This is a genomic window from Sporosarcina oncorhynchi (assembly GCF_033304615.1).
Classification (GTDB): Bacteria; Bacillota; Bacilli; order Bacillales_A; family Planococcaceae; genus Sporosarcina; species Sporosarcina oncorhynchi.
In genome coordinates this window covers 208830-229113 of sequence record NZ_CP129118.1, presented here as the reverse complement: position 1 = coordinate 229113, position 20284 = coordinate 208830, and the positions used below count along the sequence as shown (strand labels likewise).

21 protein-coding genes and 1 riboswitch are annotated in these 20284 nt (G+C 43.1%); of the genes, 6 read left to right on the top strand and 15 right to left on the bottom strand.

The window, feature by feature from the left end:
- Positions 1–65: 65 nt before the first annotated feature.
- Positions 66–1364: an O-acetylhomoserine aminocarboxypropyltransferase/cysteine synthase family protein gene (locus QWT69_RS01215; protein WP_317968190.1), complete on the bottom strand. Its 1299-nt coding sequence runs from the start codon at positions 1362–1364 to the stop codon at positions 66–68.
- A 116-nt stretch (positions 1365–1480) separates the two neighbouring features.
- Positions 1481–1596, bottom strand: a riboswitch (SAM riboswitch).
- 259 nt (positions 1597–1855) lie between these two features.
- Between QWT69_RS01215 and QWT69_RS01210 the strand changes: the two genes are divergently transcribed.
- Positions 1856–2485 (top strand): glycerol-3-phosphate acyltransferase, encoded by a 630-nt coding sequence (locus QWT69_RS01210; protein WP_317968188.1) that lies wholly within the window; start codon positions 1856–1858, stop codon positions 2483–2485.
- A 57-nt stretch (positions 2486–2542) separates the two neighbouring features.
- On the opposite strand, the gene QWT69_RS01205 is transcribed toward QWT69_RS01210, so the two are convergent.
- The 6 genes from QWT69_RS01205 to QWT69_RS01180 all read right to left on the bottom strand — a co-directional run bounded on the left by QWT69_RS01205 (position 2543) and on the right by QWT69_RS01180 (position 8693).
- Positions 2543–3313: a DUF4367 domain-containing protein gene (locus QWT69_RS01205; RefSeq protein ID WP_317968186.1), complete on the bottom strand. Its 771-nt coding sequence runs from the start codon at positions 3311–3313 to the stop codon at positions 2543–2545.
- On the bottom strand, positions 3300–3884 hold the full coding sequence (locus tag QWT69_RS01200) for an RNA polymerase sigma factor (protein WP_317968184.1): 585 nt from the start codon (positions 3882–3884) through the stop codon (positions 3300–3302). The genes QWT69_RS01205 and QWT69_RS01200 overlap by 14 nt, the downstream gene beginning before the upstream one ends.
- A 420-nt stretch (positions 3885–4304) precedes the next feature.
- A complete protein-coding gene (locus QWT69_RS01195; RefSeq protein ID WP_317968182.1) occupies positions 4305–4727 on the bottom strand; it encodes a hypothetical protein in 423 nt (140 codons plus the stop codon).
- Positions 4728–4764: 37 nt separating this feature from the next.
- Positions 4765–5262, bottom strand: a complete 498-nt coding sequence (locus QWT69_RS01190) for a GNAT family N-acetyltransferase (RefSeq protein ID WP_317968180.1) — start codon at positions 5260–5262, stop codon at positions 4765–4767.
- A 584-nt stretch (positions 5263–5846) separates the two neighbouring features.
- Positions 5847–7205: an aspartate aminotransferase family protein gene (locus QWT69_RS01185; RefSeq protein WP_317968178.1), complete on the bottom strand. Its 1359-nt coding sequence runs from the start codon at positions 7203–7205 to the stop codon at positions 5847–5849.
- An 18-nt stretch (positions 7206–7223) separates the two neighbouring features.
- Positions 7224–8693 (bottom strand): CoA-acylating methylmalonate-semialdehyde dehydrogenase, encoded by a 1470-nt coding sequence (locus tag QWT69_RS01180; RefSeq protein ID WP_317968176.1) that lies wholly within the window; start codon positions 8691–8693, stop codon positions 7224–7226.
- Between the two features lie 148 nt (positions 8694–8841).
- Between QWT69_RS01180 and QWT69_RS01175 the strand changes: the two genes are divergently transcribed.
- Together QWT69_RS01175 and QWT69_RS01170 are read left to right on the top strand one after the other, a co-directional pair.
- Positions 8842–10470: a PucR family transcriptional regulator gene (locus QWT69_RS01175; protein WP_317968174.1), complete on the top strand. Its 1629-nt coding sequence runs from the start codon at positions 8842–8844 to the stop codon at positions 10468–10470.
- A 211-nt stretch (positions 10471–10681) separates the two neighbouring features.
- Positions 10682–12106 (top strand): amino acid permease, encoded by a 1425-nt coding sequence (locus tag QWT69_RS01170; protein ID WP_317968172.1) that lies wholly within the window; start codon positions 10682–10684, stop codon positions 12104–12106.
- Between the two features lie 797 nt (positions 12107–12903).
- On the opposite strand, the gene QWT69_RS01165 is transcribed toward QWT69_RS01170, so the two are convergent.
- From QWT69_RS01165 to QWT69_RS01135, 7 genes are all read right to left on the bottom strand, one after another.
- Positions 12904–13677, bottom strand: a complete 774-nt coding sequence (locus tag QWT69_RS01165) for a sulfite exporter TauE/SafE family protein (protein ID WP_317968170.1) — start codon at positions 13675–13677, stop codon at positions 12904–12906.
- A gap of 61 nt (positions 13678–13738) precedes the next feature.
- Positions 13739–13966, bottom strand: a complete 228-nt coding sequence (locus QWT69_RS01160; RefSeq protein WP_317968168.1) for a sulfurtransferase TusA family protein — start codon at positions 13964–13966, stop codon at positions 13739–13741.
- Between the two features lie 29 nt (positions 13967–13995).
- A complete protein-coding gene (locus tag QWT69_RS01155; RefSeq protein WP_317968166.1) occupies positions 13996–15123 on the bottom strand; it encodes an MBL fold metallo-hydrolase in 1128 nt (375 codons plus the stop codon).
- A 34-nt stretch (positions 15124–15157) separates the two neighbouring features.
- Complete coding sequence (locus QWT69_RS01150; RefSeq protein ID WP_317968164.1) at positions 15158–15724, bottom strand: sulfurtransferase TusA family protein; 567 nt, start codon at positions 15722–15724, stop codon at positions 15158–15160.
- A 48-nt stretch (positions 15725–15772) separates the two neighbouring features.
- Complete coding sequence (locus tag QWT69_RS01145; protein WP_317968162.1) at positions 15773–16069, bottom strand: rhodanese-like domain-containing protein; 297 nt, start codon at positions 16067–16069, stop codon at positions 15773–15775.
- Between the two features lie 88 nt (positions 16070–16157).
- Entirely contained in the window at positions 16158–16637 is a 480-nt protein-coding gene (locus QWT69_RS01140; RefSeq protein WP_317968160.1) for a DsrE/DsrF/DrsH-like family protein, read from the bottom strand.
- 86 nt (positions 16638–16723) lie between these two features.
- Complete coding sequence (locus tag QWT69_RS01135; RefSeq protein WP_317968158.1) at positions 16724–16987, bottom strand: metal-sensitive transcriptional regulator; 264 nt, start codon at positions 16985–16987, stop codon at positions 16724–16726.
- A 250-nt stretch (positions 16988–17237) separates the two neighbouring features.
- Here QWT69_RS01135 and QWT69_RS01130 point away from each other — a divergent pair, with 250 nt between their 5' ends.
- Entirely contained in the window at positions 17238–17459 is a 222-nt protein-coding gene (locus QWT69_RS01130; RefSeq protein WP_317968156.1) for a DUF2187 family protein, read from the top strand.
- A 54-nt stretch (positions 17460–17513) separates the two neighbouring features.
- Here QWT69_RS01130 and QWT69_RS01125 read toward each other — a convergent pair whose 3' ends face one another.
- Entirely contained in the window at positions 17514–18536 is a 1023-nt protein-coding gene (locus QWT69_RS01125; RefSeq protein WP_317968154.1) for a YeiH family protein, read from the bottom strand.
- Positions 18537–18647: 111 nt separating this feature from the next.
- Here QWT69_RS01125 and QWT69_RS01120 point away from each other — a divergent pair, with 111 nt between their 5' ends.
- Both QWT69_RS01120 and QWT69_RS01115 read left to right on the top strand, forming a co-directional pair.
- A complete protein-coding gene (locus QWT69_RS01120; RefSeq protein ID WP_317970841.1) occupies positions 18648–19544 on the top strand; it encodes a LysR family transcriptional regulator in 897 nt (298 codons plus the stop codon).
- Between the two features lie 58 nt (positions 19545–19602).
- Positions 19603–20262, top strand: coding sequence for a lysoplasmalogenase (locus tag QWT69_RS01115; RefSeq protein WP_317968152.1), 660 nt, complete (start codon positions 19603–19605; stop codon positions 20260–20262).
- Positions 20263–20284 lie beyond the last annotated feature (22 nt).

The following is a 20284-nucleotide window of genomic DNA, read 5'->3' as shown; positions in this document are numbered from 1 at the left end:
TCGATACTATTGGTTCTCCTCACATCCTGCCCAAATGATTGACGGGTGTGATTTTCACTTCATTGTTATGACTGAGTTACAGGAACTGCTTTTGCAATTGCCTGTTCTAGATCTGCAATAATGTCTTCAGGTGATTCAAGACCTACCGATAGACGGATCAATTCTTCCGGAGTACCGGAGTTTTTCAAGTCTTCTGCAGACAGTTGCTGATGTGTTGTGGAAGCCGGGTGGATAATAAGTGATTTCGCATCACCGACGTTGGCCACATGAGACCATAACTTGATGTTATCAATTATTCTCCTACCTGCTTCACGACCGCCCTTAATACCGAACACGATGACAGAACCAAATCCATTTTTCAAATACTTCTTAGCATTTTCGTGTGTCGGATGATTGTCTAAGCCTGTATACGTAACCCATTCAACAGACGGATGAGCCTGAAGGAATGCAGCTACTTTTTGTGCGTTTTCATTGTGACGTGGAATACGTAAATGCAATGTCTCCAACCCTTGAAGGAAGTTGAAGGCACTGTCCGGATCTAAGCAAGGACCGAAATCGCGTAATAGTTGGACACGTAGTTTTGTCGCGAATGCAGCGGCTGCCGTGTCTATGCCGTAGCGTAATCCATTGTATGTTTCATCTGGCTCTGTGAAGCCTGGGAATTTCCCTCTCGTCCAGTCAAATTTCCCTGCATCGACAACGACACCGCCGATTGTCGTACCGTGGCCACCAATCCATTTCGTTGCGGAATGGATGACGACATCTGCACCAAACTCGATAGGATTCGATCCATATGGGGAAGCGAATGTATTATCGATGAGAAGTGGAATTTCATTTTCATGGGCAATATTTGCTACCGCTTCGATATCAAGCACTTGAAGGCTCGGATTACCGATCGTTTCTACAAATACCGCTTTCGTTTTGTCCGTGATTGCCGTACGGAAGTTTTCAGGGTCCGCAGCATCGACGAATTTCACATGAATACCGTAGCGTGGAAGCGTGACGGCGAATAGATTGTACGTACCACCATATAAATTGCTTGCTGCAACAATTTCATCACCAGTGCCAGCGATATTTAAAATGGAGAACGCGATGGCAGCCATTCCTGAAGACAATGCGACAGCGGCAGTTCCACCTTCCAGCAGAGCCATCCTTTCTTCAAAGACCGCAACAGTTGGATTTGTGATTCTCGTGTATATATTGCCTACTTCTTGCAAGCCGAATAGATTTTGGGCGTGTTCAGTATCGCGGAATACAAATGCGGTCGTACGGTGAATTGGCACAGCGCGTGAACCCGTAGTCGGATCCGGCTTTTGGCCACCGTGTAAAAGAAGAGTTTCAGGGTGAAGTTGATTGTTCGTCATTGTCATTACCTCCAGTAGTTTTTTAAGATGAAACGTGCAATGCGGAGGCGTTGGGGGTTTTGGGAATAAAAAATAACCCCTTTCGCTAAGAAGAGGGTTACGCTTTCGCTTATTCCCCCTTATCTTTCAGACCGTTTACACAAGTCTGTAGGAAGTAGCACCTTTGCAAGTTCATCACTTGCCGGTTGCCGGGCATCGCAGGGCCTAGTCCCTCCGCCGCTCTTGATAAGAGTTTGGTTATTCAGTTTTCATCTTGTTGAACAGTATAGGAGACTATTTTTCAAAAGTCAAGGGGTGAATTTACTTTTTTCTGAAACTTGCGCTTTGTCTTCGATGTTATAATAGTTTTATTACACGGGGAGCTGGATTGAATTCGCGGGTGGATGGTTTGGACCCGGATGTAGCTACTATGAGCGCGAACGACATTCTATGAGCGCGAAGACCATTCTCTCGGAAGTTATCATGAAAATCATTAATATCGGGGGATTCTTATGACTTTATGGATTGTAGGTAGTATTGTTTTCGGATATATAACCGGCTGTTTGCATGGCTCGACAATTGCCAGGTGGATTTCCGGGGTTAATTTGAAAGAGACGGGCGTTAAGAATGCTGGAGCGTCGAATGCGATGATTGTTCTTGGAAAACGGTATGGCACGCTTGTTGCATTGATTGATATCGGTAAAGGAGTTTTTGCGGTAATCGCGGTTAGATTGCTTGCTGGATATTTTGGACTACCCGCGGACAGTACTACTTTGCTATTGTTTATCGTCGGGACTGCCGTTGTATTCGGACATAACTTCCCGTTCCATATGAAGTTCAACGGCGGGAAAGGAACAGCTACAATCATCGGGGTATTATTTGCACTCGATTGGCGATTTGGGCTAGCGGGGTTAGCGTTATTCATTATAGTCGCTTTGGTTACAGATATTCTTGTCTATGGGGTTTTCATGCTCTACGTGACGTTTCTAGTTGCCGCCATCTGGATGATCGGTTACTGGCCAATTATCATAGCTTTAGCTCTTTTTGCAATGGCGGTTTGGAAACACATAGAAAATATAAAGCGTATACGTAATCGGACAGAGCCGCGGATTCGTGCGGTTTTCAAGAAAAAGAAAAGTTAAGCTAATGACAAGTAGAAACGCTCTAATTACAGAGCGTTTTTTGTAAATTTCCGCTTGTTACATAGAAATTGCTATAGCTATAATTTCCTCTTCTTCTACATTCCCTTCAATACTGTAATAGCGATTTGGCGTCGTCCATATCAATTGATGAAAACCATCTTTAAACGTAATTAGGGTTGCTTGGCGTTCGTTGATGAATAATTCTTTTACTTTCGTATCGTTTCGATCAGCAGACATACCAAAGCCAAACTCGCCTTCTAGCAGCATTTGTCCAATTCGTACTTCCTTGCCATTCCCTACGTAATTCAATGTGATTTCTGAACTTAACTCGTTTGTCTCTCGACTGACGGTGACATTTGTCAGTTGATAATCAGCCGGTACAGTTGGTGACTTAATATCGAATGCTGTCACCTTCCGAGCTTCTTCCAAGCTTAATTGTTCTGTCACATATTCAACGTCCATTACTTGAAAAGCCCCGGCTTCACTAAACGCAGAGGATGCATCTTCCGTGTGTGTTGTGTTTCCACCGAAAACCTGTACGACTGAACCTTGGAACTTTTGATAAAATGTAACCCAATTATCAAATGCAGCTCCTTGCTGAGGCCTCCAGACAGTAAATAAGAGGAGACATGCTGCCACCATGACAAACAAGCCCCTGGAATACAATTTTCCACGACCTGGTCGCCTTTCATTTTCCTCAATCCGCTTTTTCGCAAGCAAAACCCAGGCTTCTTCCACTGAAGTTCCAGGTGCGGATTGTTCACGTATCTGGTCTTTTAAAGCTTCACGGATGATGTGATCCATTTCATGCTTTTCAGCTATTGACATCCAACACCACCTCCATCAAGTCCGTTTGTTGTTCCAATGCTTCTTTCAACTTCAATTTGGCCCGGTGCACCCGCGTTTTGACTGTCGCGAGCTTAACATCCAACAACTCGGAAATTTCCTCATACGTCAAATCTTCGTAATAATACAGATAAAGCACTTCTTTATGGTCAGGTGTCAGCTTATCAAGCTCTTCCCACATTATCTTCTGAATTAACTTTTTTTCAGCTGCAATTTCCACTATGGATGTTTGGTCTATTTCTGTACTCGACAGCTCTTTAGTAAGGAAGACGTCATCTGTAGCAAAATCATTCCTTCTTTTCATTTTTCTTAAGTGATCAATGGCAGTTCTCGTCGTTATTGTCGCAAGCCAAGCACCTATTTTTTCGATTTCATGTACACGGTCGATATGACGAAATGCTTTCACAAAACTTTCCTGTAAAATATCTTGTGCTAAATCTGGATCTTTCACAATGAAATATGCTGTATGGTATACACGTTTATAATACTTTTCAAAGATCAATTTTTCCACTTCAGGTGTAGCCTGACGTCCTCGATGGAAAAGCTTTTTCAACAACCGGCTCACCTCGCCATTTCTCAACATTTTTCCTCATATTTCCACTATACATTATATTTCCCGCAAGAAATAGAGGACATTTATAACCTTGTAGAGAGATGTCGAAAGTGGGATGTTGAGTTGCGATATGCTTATCGCCGACTTCAAGGTGGTTACTACTGAGTTGAGCGGCTTTACCATCGACTTTTAACAGATTACCACGGACTTGAACGGCTATACAACCGACTCTTGACCGATTACCACTGACTTGACCCGCTTTACCACCGACTCCCCCTATTTCTGATGATTTCGCCTCAGGGTCCCCTTGCCGCCATATAAAAACCAGCAACCAAAACGAACTGGTGCTGGAACAATGATATTTATTGATACATCTAAGTCATTATATTTCGGCACTATTACATAAAACATCCAATCAAACTATTTTGCCTCCACAACGAAACTAGTATAGGGCTTATCGTCGACAGCAACCTCAATCTTCCAAATTCCCGACTCCTCAAATCCAAACTTCGCACCGCTCTGACCACTGCCGATATCCCATTCAGTTAACTCCAAAGATTTACCAGTGTCTTTGTGTGCAGCAGTCACTTTGTATCTTGAACCTTCAAAATGGTCATCACTTTCCAGAAAATATAGATCATACAGCCTTCCTTGGCCCGCAGGAAACACCGGTTCATCCTCTTCGCCGTTCGCTTTAATCAATCCAAATTTCCCTTCAACACCATGAAAAGTCTTGTTGTCTACCGTGAATGCAGGACTCACAACCCAATTTGAACCTTTCTCATCTGTACAACCTATAAGCAAGATTCCAACGAGCATAAGCAACCAACTGATTTTCTTCAATGAAATGCCACCCTTCTCCCGATTACCATACCCTACTTTATTCAAATGTATATTGAATTAGTTGATCTTCCCGCCCTACATAATCTTCCGTTCCAATCCGACTTACTTCTAGAAACCCTATTTTCGCTAACAGTCTTTGTGCTCGACTATTCGCTTCGTGTGTTTCGGCGTGAAACACTGTAATCCCCAACTTTTCAGATGCATACTCCATCATTCGTTTAAGTGCGTCGGCTCCAATTCCTTTTCCCCATAGTGTACTGTCGCCAATTGCGATGCCGACTTCAGCTGACTGACCTTGAATAGTCGCTAAATCGGCATAGCCAATTAACTTACCATCCAACTCTATTGCCTTGCGAATAAAATCTACAGATTCATTGTTCACGCAATGCATCCACCATCTATGCAATTCATCCTCGCTTCTGTTCAGCTCCCACCCATTCGCAGAACAAAACGTATCGTTTTTACTCCAGCTTACAATTGCATCATAGTCCCCCTTGCTTATGTCCCTAATTTTGATGGAGTGTGTTATCGTCATTTTTATTCATCACCTTTGTATGAAATATCATGTTGTATTAAGTATACTACCCAATTACTGAAAAGAAAGATTAATTTGTCAAAGGCATTTAACGCGATCGGTTACACCATTCAAACGGTAGCGCTCCGCGGAAAATAGAACATTTGTCAATTAAGGCCACTTTGTCAAAAATACCAACCACCTTATCGAATTAACACTAGAAGGGTAAAGTCTTAAAAAGTTATCACCGACTTGTAGCCGTATATCTCCGACTCTTAGTTTGTTATCACCGACTCCCGACTACTTATCACCGACTCGTCCTACTTTATCACCGACACTCCATAATTCTCTGATTCTCATTATCCCATTCATACTGCTGAGTCAGGAAACGCTCAACATCGCGTCAAATCCGCTCGACTTGATGAATAAACCGCTCAACGTTGGGATTTAACCGCTCAACCTATTGTAAAATCCGCTCAACTTCACCGAATATCCGCTCAACATACAGGTAAAACCGCTCAACCCCCCCACTAGTAAAATACGACATTCCTAAACAGCAAAAACCCCGGTAGCCATATTCCTATGGCGCCGGGGTCATCACAATTTCACTTGTTCTCGTTAAATACTTTCTTCAACACCGCGACGATAAAGTCAAAATCCTCATCTGTACATGATAGCGGAGGGCTCAATGCAAGGATATTATTGTAGCCGGCTACTGTATCGCCGTTACGTCCAACAATTAAGCCATTCGCTTTGCATGCGCCCATGATTTTCGCCATGCGTTCATTCGTTGCAGGCTCTTTTGTCTCTTTATTCTCAACGAGTTCAATACCGAGCAGGAATCCTAAACCGCGGATATCGCCAACATGTGGATGGTCGTTCAATTCTGCCAACTCCTTGAGAAGTCGCTCGCCCAATTCTGCGGAACGATCTACGAGTTGTTCACGCTCGATAATTTCAATATTCTTAAGTGCCAACGCACAAGCTGCCGGATTCCCACCAAATGTATTGACGTGTCGGAAATGGCTGTTGTCTTCGCCTGTGTCGAATTGGTCGTAAATATCTTTGCGGATTGCCGTGATGGACAGCGGCAAGTAGGCACTTGTCAATCCTTTGGCCATTGTGACGATGTCCGGTTTGCATTTGAAATGCTGGTGCCCGAACATTTTACCCGTCCGGCCGAAACCGCAAATAACTTCGTCGATAATGAGTAATACGCCATGTCGCGTACAAATCTCCTGGACTTTCTCGACATATACCGGATGAGGAATCAAAATCCCGCCGCCCGTAATGAGCGGTTCCATGATGATCCCCGCAATCGTCTCTTTTTGCTCCCAAATAATTTTCTCCTCGAACTCCTGTGCACGTTGCAGATTATATTCTTCAACTGACTGCCCAGCCGGTCGACGGTAATTATCAGGTGGAGCGATATGCAAGAAACCTGGTGCCAATGGCTCGTATTTATATTTGCGCAATGCTTGACCTGTCGCTGCCAAAGCGCCCATTGAACTGCCGTGATACGCACGATAGCGAGAGATGAATTTATAACGTGAATGTTCGCCATTTTGCTGATGGAATTGGCGTGCCAACTTGAATGCTACTTCATTCGCATCAGACCCCGAGTTCGAATAAAAGATCTTATAGTCCCCGCCAAGCAGTTCATTCACTTTCTCCGCCAATTCAATGGCAGGACCATGGCTTTGCGTCATTGGTACATAAGCTAGTTTCTTCATCTGCTCATATGCTGCTTCCGCCATTTCTTCACGGCCATAGCCGACATTTACTGCCCAAAGGCCCGCCATTCCATCGAGGTAACGGTCCCCTTTACTGTCTGTTATCCAAGCACCCTCCCCCTTTTCAACGACCATTGGAGGATTCTTTTCATTGTAAGCTGAAATGTGATGCCAAACGTTTTCACGGTCCTTCTCGACTAACGATTTCGTTTGCTCATGTATTGTTGTCATCTTCTCCATCTCCATTTCTTAATAGGAATGACGTGCTGTCAACATTTTCTTACGTGTATAGAATTCAACGCCATCTCGTCCGTTTGCATGCAGATCACCATAGAATGATTTTTTGTAACCCGAGAACGGGAAGAATGCCATCGGTGCTGGAACGCCCAAATTGACACCAAGCATGCCTGCATCAATCTCCTCACGGAACTGGCGAATCACTTTCGCGCTATCTGTGAACAGACATGCACCGTTTGCAAATTCAGATTCATTCGCATAAGCGATTGCTTCATCCAATGTATCGACACGTACAACGGATAGAACTGGCGCAAAAATTTCTTCTTTCCATATTTTCATTTCCTTCGTTACATTGTCGAAAATTGTTGGTCCGACGAAATATCCGCCTTCTGATGTAGACTGATCATTTCTACCGTCACGCAACAGTTTTGCACCTTCTTCAACACCTGCTTCAATATAAGAAAGCGTTCGATCTTTATGTGCATCACGAATGACAGGTCCGAGGAAAATACCTTCTTCCAAGCCATTTCCGATCGTCAATTTGTCGGATTCTTCTACAAGTCGGTCGACGAGTGTATCAGCAACATCACCTACAGCGACGACTACCGCACATGCCATGCATCGTTCGCCCGCTGAACCGAATGCAGCGTTAATAATATCTTTAACTGCTAAATCCATATTTGCATCAGGCATTACGATCGTATGATTTTTCGCACCAGCTAAAGCCTGGACACGCTTACCATTCGCCGTCCCTGTCTTGTATACATATTCTGCAACCGGTTGAGATCCGACGAATGAAACCGCCGGTATGTCCGGGTGACTCAAGATTCCGTTGACGACATCATGCGCACCATGCACGATGTTGAATACGCCGTCTGGAAGACCTGCTTCCGTTAAGAGCTCAGCCAGTCGGTTTGCAAGCAACGGTGTACGCTCTGAAGGCTTCAAGATGAATGTATTCCCAGTCGCAATCGCCATCGGGAACATCCAGCAAGGCACCATCATCGGGAAATTGAATGGCGTGATGCCGCCAATAACCCCGATTGGATAACGATAAGCACCCGATTCAATATTAGAAGCGATATCCGGTAGTTGGTAACCCATCATCAATGTAGGTGCGCCTGCCGCAAACTCCACACATTCGATGCCTCGCAACACTTCACCATATGCTTCGTTATAGTTTTTCCCGTTCTCCAGTGTAATGAGTTTCGCCAGCTCATCCCAGTGCTTCACTAGCAATTGTTGATAGTTAAATAAAATACGTGAACGTTGTGGGACTGGCGTCTTCTTCCACTTTTTAAAAGCTTCCTTTGCGACTGCAACTGCCTCTTCCAAATCTTCTGCAGTTGAAATTGGCACTTCCGCTAAGATTTCTCCCGTCGCCGGATTTGGTACTTCTTCATATCGATCTGTCTTAGACTTTACCCATTGTCCATTCACAAAATTTGAAAGCGTTTTCTTTTCAACTGATACTGTTTGCATTTGAATTCCTCCTATTAATCTATACTTGCGACTTAAATTGTTTTTCTGTTACACTTCACCTTATACTTTACAAACAATTCAATACATTAACACTTTACATTATGTAAAATGATAACGATTCTTTTTTTACGTTATGGAGGGACGCCTAATGGAACAATTACAAATACCGATTGCAAAGGTACTAGAACGACCTTTATTCAACTATGCGAAAGTAGTTGCAGGGCATACAGGGCTTCATCGACAAGTGAAATGGGCTCATGTGCTCGAAGTACAGGACTTTGAATCACTTATTAATGGGGGAGAACTGATTTTGACGACTGGCGTTGGCCTTCAGCTTGATTTGCCAACCCAACTGAAATATGTGAAGCGGTTAATTGAAAAGGAGGTCGCTTGTATTTGCATCGAACTCGGACCTTATTTCAATGAAATTCCTGCTGAGATTATCGACTTGGCGAATGAGCATCACTTTCCTATTATCGTTTTCGAGAAAACTGTGAAATTTGTCGACATTACACAGGACCTTCATACATTAATTATTAATCAACATCACCATATGCTTTCCCAACTGGATACACTGTCAAGGAAATTCATTGATTTATCGCTTTCACCGAATGGAATATTAAAGATTCTTCAAGAAATGCATACATTTTTCCGACAAGGGGTCATCTTTATCGGCGACCTTCAAAAGTCTTACTACTATCCTTCAGAAATGAAAGAAGTAGAAGAGAAACTTGAATACGAGTTGACTAGAACGCCAATCGACTCGCTCACAGACGAATATATCGTCACCGCTTCTACTAGAAGTTTCGCTTGCATGCCGATACGCGGTCTTGGCCAATTACTAGGTTTCATTTGCCTAGAATTCACTCCGCCACGCACGGCTGATATGACCTTCTTGCTATTGGATCGCGCAGCTCTTGCAATTGCCCAGGTCCTCCTTCGTAGCCGAACAATCGCTGAACGCAAACAGAAAAGTGAAGGGGAATTCGTTAGGAATTTACTGAACGGCAGACCAGTAGATCAGGATGAAATCAATGCTTTCCTTCCAACTCCAAGTAGCAATATGTACTACCGGATCATTACAATCGATGTGAACGAATCGGTTGCAGATATAGACGAGGACGATTGGGAGGAAATTAGAATCCAACGATCGATGACACTTCGGGCGTTATGTAATAGAAATGGATTTTTCCCGGCCGTGTCCAGTGTAAAAAACCAAATCATTATCATTGCTTCCTATTTGTCTGCGACAGAATATGCGAAATCGACAGATCGATTCATTCAATTGCTTCATCAAATCGAAAGTCTCGAAAACAATGATTATTTGGATGGAAGCCGGTGTCAATTCGGAATCAGCTCCGTCTATCAACAGATTAACAACATTCAACTAGCTTATGAGGAATCAAGGAAAGTATTATCGATGCATAAAATGAATCTCATACATACGTACTTTTATGAGAAACTTGGGATTTACAGACTGCTTTCGAAACTAGATACAACAGAACAATTACAATCTTTTGTGGATGATCATTTATCTCCCGTTATTGCGTATGACAAAGAAATGGACAGCGAATTGTTAAACACGTTGCGAATTTATCTTGAATGTGGAGGTTCTAAAAAAGAGACCGCCGAACGTCTTTTCATTGTACGCCAGACGCTTTACCATCGACTAGAAAAACTGGAAACCATTCTTGGAAGTGACTTTATGGAACCGACCAATCGTCTGGCGATTGAAGTGGCTATCCATGCTAAACGCTATATGCAGACGAAGAGTTGAGCACTCAGTCATTAATTACAGTAGCCTTTTCACCCCCTCTTTAACAAATCGTGAAATTGAGACAAGCATATGCTTACAGTTTGTCCAATTCGCAAACCGAACTATTTATGTAGAATATGTTCAAGTAGTCAGAAATTTTCATATAGTCGTTTTGTAATCGCTTACAGTATTTAGCATTTACTATTTACAATATGAAAGAGGGGATTAGTACATGTCTGAAGAAACCCAAGAACTCGAAGAGAAGCAATTGAATCCTGATCTGAAAATACGCCATATTAGTATGATTTCCATCGCCGGGGTCATTGGTGCAGGCTTGTTTGTCGGAAGTGGCGCAGTCATCAATGCAACCGGTCCAGGCGCTATCTTATCGTATGCATTTGCAGGTTTTCTCGTCGTATTGGTCATGCGCATGCTCGGAGAAATGGCAGCAGCCAAACCGACAAGCGGTTCGTTTTCTACATACGCTACAGAAGCAATTGGTCCATGGGCAGGCTTCACGATCGGTTGGTTATACTGGTTTTTCTGGGTGGTCGTCATCGCCATTGAAGCAATCGCTGGTGCTGCCATCATCCAATATTGGATTCCTGGAATGCCCCTTTGGTTAATGGCGTTAATTTTGACTGTCCTGTTAACTATGACGAACATGTTCTCCGTCAAATCATTCGGTGAGTTCGAGTATTGGTTCTCACTTATAAAAGTTGTCAGTATTGGATTGTTCCTCATACTTGGTCTTGCGGTCATTTTCGGCTGGTTCCCAGGCGTTGATTCACCTGGTACTGTCAATTTGCTTGGAGAAGGCGGATTTATGCCATCTGGATTCGGTGCAGTATTATTAGGAATTACGGTTGTTATTTTTTCATTCATGGGAACTGAAATCGTTGCTATTGCTGCCGGGGAATCGGATCATCCGACAAAAGCGGTACGCATTGCGACAAATAGTGTCATTTGGCGAATTCTCATCTTCTACATCGGATCCATCGCCATCGTTGTTACGTTGCTTCCGTGGAACTCCGCCAATATTCTTGTTAGTCCGTTTGTAGCTGTACTTGACTATATAGGCATACCAGCGGCTGCTCAAATTATGAACTTTGTCATACTGACCGCTGTCTTATCTTGTTTGAATTCAGCACTCTATGCGAATTCAAGGATGCTCTTCGGAATGGCGAAAAAAGGCGATGCACCTAAGGCATTCCTGAAGTTGAGCAAAAGAGGTGTACCTGTGCGTGCAATTCTATTCAGTACAGTGTTCTCGTACATTGCGGTCATTTTCAGTTATACGTCACCAGATGTTATTTTCCTATTCCTGATCAATTCGTCAGGCGCAGTTGCATTGCTTGTCTATCTCGTCATCGCTTTCTCACAATTGCGTATGCGCAGGAAAATGGAAAAAGAAAACCCTGAAGCATTGGAGATTAAGATGTGGCTTTTCCCCTATCTTACGTATTTCTCCATCATCTGCATTATCGGGATTTTCATCGCCATGCTCGTCATCGATTCACTTCGAGTTCAGGCGCTACTGACCCTACTCGTTGCAGGATTGACAGTCGCTTCTTACTTCGTATTCGCGAGAAAGAAACAATCAGCTAAACATATTAAAGATAGTGTAATCCAAGCAACATCACGTACACTTCGATGAAATAACGGAGCGCTGCAGAGGGGAACTTTACCTTCTGCAGCGCTCTTTTGTATGGAATGAAATTGTATGTGACCGTCACGTGGATCGGCTTACCACCGACTTGGTCGACTTTACCACCGACTCGCCTATTAACGGTGAATGAACGACTTATCACCGCTTAAATAGAGTCTATCACCGCTTATGAGCTGCTTATCACCGCTTAACGACAGTCTATCACCGCTTACGTGCTATCTATCACCGCTTACGTGCTATCTATCACCGCTTACCCATTTACTAGGCGATAAAATCCTTTGCTATTTGCGTTACCACCGACTTAGTCGACTTTATCACCGGACTTCCTTATTAACGGTGAATGAACGACTTATCACCGCTTAAATAGAGTCTATCACCGCTTATGAGCAATCTATCACCGCTTAACGACAGTCTATCACCGCTTACGTGCTATCTATCACCGCTTAACGACAGTCTATCACCGCTTATCCATTAACTAGGCGATAAAATCCTTTGCTAATCGCGTTACCACCGACTTAGTCGACTTTACCACCGACTCTCGACTATTTACCACCGACTCGCCTATTAACGGTGAATGAATGACATATCACCTCTTAAATAGAGTCTATCACCGCTTATGAGCTGCTTATCACCGCTTAACGACAGTCTATCACCGCTTACGTGCTATCTATCACCGCTTAACGACAGTCTATCACCGCTTGCCCATATAATGGAAGAACAAACGCCGTAAACAACAAAAAAGCGCTACAAAAAGGACATCCCCTTTTGCATCGCTTGTCTGTTGATTAAAAATCCAACCAAATCTTAATAGCTGTCGCTAGGATCAATACTGCCAAGATCATTTGCAACACTTTTGTATTCATCTTCTGCCCTAATTTTGCTCCAATAGGTGCGGCAATTACACTCGCTACTATCATGATCGCTGCAGGACCATAAAGTATCTGATCCGTCACGATTTTCCCGAAAGTTGAGCCGATTGAGGAGATAAACGTAATGGCAAGAGAGGTCGCAATCGTCATCCGTGTCGGGATTTTCAAGACGACAAGCATAATCGGTACTAAAATAAATGCACCTGCTGCCCCAACAATTCCCGCTCCTATCCCTACGATGAATGCAAGACTCGCCGCCAACCACTTATTGAACACCACTTTATCGGCGGGGATATCATCAAGCCCTTTTTTAGGCACGAACATCATAATGGCCGCAATTGTAGCTAATATACCGTAGACAAGGTTAATCGTTCCCTCGGAGATTAAATTAGATCCGTACCCACCGATAAAACTACCGATTAAGATCGCGCTACCCATATAAATAATGAGAGTCTTATTCAAATAGCCGCTTTTACGATACGCCCATACTCCCGATATGGTGGCAAAAAACACTTGAATTGCACTGATTCCAGAAACTTCATGTGCAGAAAAGGCAACCACCCCAAGCATTGGTGGGATATATAACAGCATTGGATATTTTATAATCGAACCACCAATACCAACCATTCCTGAAACAAACGACCCTATAAATCCAATGAGGAAAATGGTAATGATAAATGCCATATCCATCTAGTTATTCCTCCTTTACATTATGAATGGGGTACCTGTTACGATACCCCATCCATTCTTGTTAACCTTTTTTAATGTAAAACGTGAAGACGCCTGCATCTTCTTTTTGCTCCAACATTTCATGCCCACTCGATTTTGACCAGGCTGTCAAATCAGCAACTGATCCTTTATCTGTCGTAAGGACTTCCAGGATTTCACCTGTCTCCATTTCCTTCATCGTCTTTCTTGCACGAACTACTGGCATTGGACATGCCAACGCTTTTGCATCTAATACCTTATCTACTTTCATTCTAACTCTCTCCTTTTAAAATATATGTTTTATCTTACTGCACAACGGTTTGGCCCAATTTCCATCTCTCGTTGTGTGTCATCATCCGGGACAATCTGCCCCATATTTGTGCGTCTGATTTCTTGATAAGCATTTGGCTGTGGTGGCAGGTTACCCGTTACCATCTCGCGGAATTCTGCTTCATCCTCAATATTTAAACCGTGATTCTTCGCGAATAATGTGCCTAACTTTTCCGCAACGCTTCCGTCTTCATTTAATTCTTCAATAATCATAAAGTGCGCTGGGAGAACAATTAAATCCTCCGTTAGTTCCCGATAACGGCTATATAATGTTTCCCGAAGATCTCCAACCCAATCTTCCGCAAGACCCGCAAGATCCGGGCGTCCAATCGAGTCGATGAATAAAATATCGCCCGATAGTAAATACGCTTCATCGACAATAAAGGACGTCGATCCGATAGTATGTCCTGGTGAATATAATGCTTGAATATCAATTTTAGTATTTCCAACCGTAATTGTACGACCATCCTCTAGTGGCTCATACTCGAAGACCACTTCAGTTGCGTCTTTCGGTGGAAGCCAATACGTTCCATTTACAGCTTCAGCAATTTTACGACCGCCAGATATATGATCCGCATGTAAATGTGTATCAAGGACATTTGTAATTGTGACGCCTAGTTCATTTGCATAGTCGATAAATACATCTGTCATTCGTGTTGCATCGATAAGCGCCGCTTCCCCGTCAGAAACGATCATATAGGAGAGGCAACCTTTTCCGATACGAACGAATTGATAAATGGCTCCCCCATTTTTTAAATCACCCATTTTAACGGGTTCTAAATGTTCACTCCACGCTTTCATGCCACCTTTTAAATAGTGTACATTACGTCCCTCTTCAGCAAGCATTTCAGCAACAAATATGGAGGACCCTTCCTTTGCACAAATTACGACTACGTCTTTGTCAGTTGGAATTTGATCAAGAACCTCTTCCACTCCATCTAATAAATCGAAATAAGGAATGTTCAAGTATTGAATATTTTCTCCTTCAACTTTCCAATCTTCAAAAGCGTCTTCATTCCGAACATCCAAAATAAAAAAGGATTGTTTAGAAATAACTTTTTTAGCGATATCTCCTGCACTGATTGCTGTAACCGTCATCCTTATTTCCTCCTACCGTGTAAAGTTTGGTTCGTTATTGTATTGACTTGTCTAAAGGACCGGTCCAACCACTCATGCCCGGAACCACGTTTTTCACATTGACAAATCCTGCTTCAGTAAGCATTTGAGATGCCATACCGCTTCTGCTACCTGATCGACAAATTACATATAGTAACGCCTCTTTATTAATCGACAATTCTGTATCAATCTTTCCTATTGGCATCGAGATCGCACCTGGAATATGGCCGAAAGCGTATTCTGCTTCTTCACGAACGTCCAACAAGACAATTTCAGTGCGATTTGCAAGCAAGTCGTTTAGTTCTGCATTGGAAGCAACGTGAGGATAGACTGTTTCCTCTGTTTCATCGGAATTCGACTTTCTTAAATAATGGGTAAGCACCCCATCCTCTTCAGTCGTTCCCAAGTATTGGTGACCGGAACTCCCAGCCCAGGCTTTCAAGTCAGCTGTTGAGCCTTTATCCGTCGCTTGGATTTCCATTACACAGCCTGGCGCCAATTCCTTCATCGCTTTTCTCGTTTTAACGATTGGCATTGGACACGCTAACCCTTTCGCATCCACCATCATATCTGTTTGTATCATTTCAGCACTCCTCTATGCCCGTGGGGGTATATTAATTCATAAAAAAAATTACTCAATTGCACCTTCCCAAGCAAGCATGCCACCTGTCATGTTTACTACTTTATATCCATGACTTTCAAGCATTTGTATCGCCATCCCACTTCGCCCACCCGAATGGCAAACGATTGTGTATTCCACTGATTTATCCAACTCATGCATACGGAATTCCAATAACCCAAGTGGAATGTTTAAAGAGCCCGGAATTTTACCTTGAGCGACCTCATCTGCTTCACGAACGTCAATAATATGCAAGTTCTCCTTTTCAGCCAACTTCACTGCTACTTCATTCGATGTTATTTCTTTCATTTTAAAAACCTCCTATTGTGTCAGTAACCTAATACCGCTGTACGAAGTACCTAATCCCGAAGGACATGTAAACCGATTGCAACATCATTTAAATAAACAAATTCACATTACCTTCTTCTGCATCAGCTAAGTATGCAGCCACACCTGCGTATTCAATGTCATCAATTAGTTCTTCTTGCTGAAGACCTAATAAATCCATCGTCATTGTACAAGCTACCATTTTAATATCTTGTTCTTTCGCTAAATCAATTAATTGCGGCAATGTCATTGCATTATGCTTATCAACAACGTGTTTGATCATTTTATGGCCTAAGCCAGCAAAGTTCATTTTTGAAGTGCCCATCTTATCTGCGCCACGCGGCATCATTTTTCCAAACATCTTTTCGAGGAATCCTTTTTTAACGGATACTGGCTCCTCTTTACGAAGCGCATTCAATCCCCAAAACGTATGGAAAATCGTCACTTCATGATCATACGCCACTGCTCCATTCGCAATGATGTAGGCCGCCATAGCCTTATCATACTCTCCACTAAATAAAACAATTGTCGTTCTTTTTGTTTCGGTCAATTCGATCTCCCTTTCTGCTAACCATCCATAATTACCATACCCCGTGGGGTATATTAGCATGTAAAAAGAAAAGAGTCAATCATTTTTTATCGACTCTTAACTAATAAGTCTACAGCTTCTTTCACAATGTCTTCTTCTGTCATCGGATTATTTTCATCTGCATTTTGTATACAGGAAATGATATTTGAGCTGACAATAACGCCAATCGTTCTGTCAATTGCTGAACGGGATGCGGATAATTGTGTAACGACGTCTTTGCAATTCTCGCCTTCTTCGATCATTCGTAAAACACCTTTTATCTGACCTTCGATTCGCTTTAGTCTGTTGACGATTTTATCATCGTAATGCAATTCGAACAGCTCCTTTCACTTTACTATCACCCTCATCATATACCCCTGTCGGTATACTGTCAAACAAATTCATTTTGTTTGGTATCAGGATTCTGCGAAGTTCGACAAATTATGGTATACTAGTAACAGACAACTTGGTATTTATCGTATTCGACTAGTTGTTTCATTTTGTTTTCTATTCGCTTAGGACATGCCTAAGCATTTTTACTTTAGGAACCGATGATGAATAATGACAATAGGAGGGATTCGATTGGCTTTTCCACGTAAGGAGAAAGACGTTTCTGATTTTGTCGCAGCTCGTCATATCGATGAAGAGATTTCATTTGTCCGCAATGATCATGAAGTGAATGGGACAATTCATAAGATTCTCGAGAACTCGGTGATCGTCAAGATTTCTGAAGAAGACGCAGACTTAATTGGAGTCGCATCCAACATGACTGTCGTTGCACACAAGAATTATTCCGTTTCCTAATTCATATGGAAAAAAGGGTTCTCCATCAAACTGGAGAACCCTTTTTTCATGCTTTCAGATGATGAAATACGCAAGTACGGATACACAAACCGAGACAATTGTCATCGCGATTAGTGGTTTCATCGCACGCTCGCGCAAATCCTTTAAACTGACATTCAGACCGAGGCCTACCATCGCAGCGGTCAACAGCCATGTTGTCACTGTGCTGATGCCTTCCATGACGCCGTCAGCTACCGGTATTGACCGGCCCAATACATAACTACCGAAGAGGCTGAGTGCGATGAACCCAAGCAAGAACCACGGGAATTCAATCTTACTCTGTTCATCATCCTGCCCTTTGCTTTTGCGCTTCATAAAATAGATGAAAATAAAGCATAGAGGAATGAGTAGAAAAACACGTCCGAGTTTTGCAAGCAGCGCAATAGCTAACGCGTCATCACCAGCTGGTGCCGCCGCTATGGCGACATGTGCAAGTTCATGTAAACTCATACCTGACCAGATACCGTACTCCGTAGGGATAAGCGGCAATAGCGGGCCAATAATCGTATAACCGATAGCAAAGACCGTACCCATCATCGCAATAATTCCGACACCAATCGCAGTATCTTCGTCCTTTGCCTTGACGATTGGCGCAATCGCAGCGATTGCAGCCGCACCGCATACCCCTGTTCCGACACCGAGCAACAAGGAAATATTCTTGTCCGCTTTCATCCATTTGGCAAGCAAGACCATCGCGCCAATCGCAAATGCGATAATGACCGCATCTCTTGCCAATAATCCTAGACCATCACGGAAAACGACATCGATATTCAGCTTCAATCCGTACAAAATAATCGCGAGCCGAAGCAGTTTCTTAGATGAAAAAACGATTCCGGCACGTAGCAGTTCCGGATATCCAAAAACCTGCCTGAATACGACAGCAATGATAATAGCGCTCGCCAGTTGGCCTATATGATTGAAGCCCGGCACTTTTGCCAATAAAAACCCTAATAATGCAATGAAAAATGTAAATGCAATTCCTGCCAGCCATAAGCCGGTCTGATTGCCATCTTTTTTACCTGTAGAACTTGGAGCCATTCCGAACACCTCCTGTTTTTAGAATAAACCCGTGGATGCTATAAGTAAAATAAATTATAATAATAGGTACGATTAGTAATAGTATATATGAGATAAAAGGAGGAATTCTCTATCGATATCAAGCTCGAGATCTTTGTTACAGTCGCAGAAAAGCAAAGCTTCTCACGTGCAGCAGAAGAACACCATATGACACAGCCTGCAGTGAGCCAATATATCCGCCAGCTTGAAGAGCAAATCGGTTCAAGATTGCTAGAACGGACAAATAAATATGTCCGGCTTAATCAGGCGGGTGAAATCATCTATCATCACGCAAAGGAAATATTGGCCTTATATACGAAAATGCAGAATTTGGTAGACGACTTGGCGCATAAAGCCAGTGGTCCGCTGTCGATAGGCGCAAGTTATACATTCGGAGAATATGTCCTCCCGCGCATTATTGCCAATATGAAACAGACTTATCCGGATATCCAGCCGACAGTGACGATTGGTAACACCAAAACTGTGGCGGAACTTGTCGCCAGTCATCAGTTAGATATCGGCGTCGTTGAAGGGACATTCCATGATGCAAAGCTGATTGTCGAAGACTTTGCGGAAGACGCCATGGTCATTGTGTGTGCTAGCACGCATCCGCTTGCAAACGAGATGGAAGCTGTCGATTTAAAAGACCTGGAGCAAGAGACATGGATTGTGCGGGAGCTTGGTTCTGGAACGCGGGCAGCAATGGATAATTTATTTGCGAAGCACGGGGTTTTTCCTACTGCCCTTATGAATTTCAGCAGCACGCAACCCATTAAAGAGTCAGTAGAAGCAGGACTGGGCATCAGTCTACTGTCCCACTGGTCGTTGAAGAAAGAGCTGAAAAGCGGTGATTTGAAAGTGTTGCCTGTCATAGGTTTACCGTATCTGAGAAAGTTCTCCATTGTGACAAGTACACCATTTCAAACAAAAGCACTCGAAGTGTTCATCGATGTCTTACGCACGAATAAATTATTGACAACACTTAATTAGCAGGGATTTCCAACTTCTTTCCCGAAATGGACTAGTAAGGAAAGGGGTTGTACATATCTTGAGAAATTTCATATTGGCGGCCATCGTCATCATCGGATCCATTTACATCTTTTTCATACCGGCAGAACCAATAGGCATTAAAATTACTATGAAACTGATTCCAATGCTACTGATCCTTCTATATGCCGCTATGACACCGCCACTCGTTTCGACAACTTACAAAAGAATTTTGCTCGGCGGACTATTTGTCTGCATGATTGCAGATGGTGTCATCTATTGGTTCATGGCAGGACTCGTCACCTTTTTCATCGGCCATCTGTTTTATATAGCCGCCTTTAGACATGCCAGCCGAAAACCGGTTCCGATTTGGGCCGCGACTTTACTATTGCTCTACGGGACAGGCATTGCAATTTTCGTCGCAGGTCCGCAATTAGCAGAAGGACAGACAGTATTGGGAATTGCCATTCTCGCCTATATCACGGTCATCCTAGTAATGGGCTGGATGGCGATTAAGACACGATTGAAGTTGGCGATTGTAGGTGCGCTTCTATTTATGTTTTCCGATTCAGTGTTGGCAATTGATCGTTTTGTTTTCGAACTTCCGTACCGCGATGCATTCGTCATGGTGACGTACTATGCGGCCCAAGTCTTGATTGCCGCAAGCATTGGAAGTCGTGTCGTTAAATATTCCGTGAAGCGAAGCAATCTGATAAGATAATAGAAGATACACGCAATTGATT

What these genes read in the sequence shown, in the direction of transcription:
- QWT69_RS01215 (WP_317968190.1), bottom strand. Translation starts at nt 1,364, where the DNA reads ATGACGAACAATCAACTTCACCCTGAAACTCTTCTTTTACACGGTGGC.
- QWT69_RS01210 (WP_317968188.1), top strand. Translation starts at nt 1,856, where the DNA reads ATGACTTTATGGATTGTAGGTAGTATTGTTTTCGGATATATAACCGGC.
- QWT69_RS01205 (WP_317968186.1), bottom strand. Translation starts at nt 3,313, where the DNA reads ATGTCAATAGCTGAAAAGCATGAAATGGATCACATCATCCGTGAAGCT.
- QWT69_RS01190 (WP_317968180.1), bottom strand. Translation starts at nt 5,262, where the DNA reads ATGACGATAACACACTCCATCAAAATTAGGGACATAAGCAAGGGGGAC.
- QWT69_RS01185 (WP_317968178.1), bottom strand. Translation starts at nt 7,205, where the DNA reads ATGACAACAATACATGAGCAAACGAAATCGTTAGTCGAGAAGGACCGT.
- QWT69_RS01180 (WP_317968176.1), bottom strand. Translation starts at nt 8,693, where the DNA reads ATGCAAACAGTATCAGTTGAAAAGAAAACGCTTTCAAATTTTGTGAAT.
- QWT69_RS01175 (WP_317968174.1), top strand. Translation starts at nt 8,842, where the DNA reads ATGGAACAATTACAAATACCGATTGCAAAGGTACTAGAACGACCTTTA.
- QWT69_RS01170 (WP_317968172.1), top strand. Translation starts at nt 10,682, where the DNA reads ATGTCTGAAGAAACCCAAGAACTCGAAGAGAAGCAATTGAATCCTGAT.
- QWT69_RS01165 (WP_317968170.1), bottom strand. Translation starts at nt 13,677, where the DNA reads ATGGATATGGCATTTATCATTACCATTTTCCTCATTGGATTTATAGGG.
- QWT69_RS01160 (WP_317968168.1), bottom strand. Translation starts at nt 13,966, where the DNA reads ATGAAAGTAGATAAGGTATTAGATGCAAAAGCGTTGGCATGTCCAATG.
- QWT69_RS01155 (WP_317968166.1), bottom strand. Translation starts at nt 15,123, where the DNA reads ATGACGGTTACAGCAATCAGTGCAGGAGATATCGCTAAAAAAGTTATT.
- QWT69_RS01150 (WP_317968164.1), bottom strand. Translation starts at nt 15,724, where the DNA reads ATGATACAAACAGATATGATGGTGGATGCGAAAGGGTTAGCGTGTCCA.
- QWT69_RS01145 (WP_317968162.1), bottom strand. Translation starts at nt 16,069, where the DNA reads ATGAAAGAAATAACATCGAATGAAGTAGCAGTGAAGTTGGCTGAAAAG.
- QWT69_RS01125 (WP_317968154.1), bottom strand. Translation starts at nt 18,536, where the DNA reads ATGGCTCCAAGTTCTACAGGTAAAAAAGATGGCAATCAGACCGGCTTA.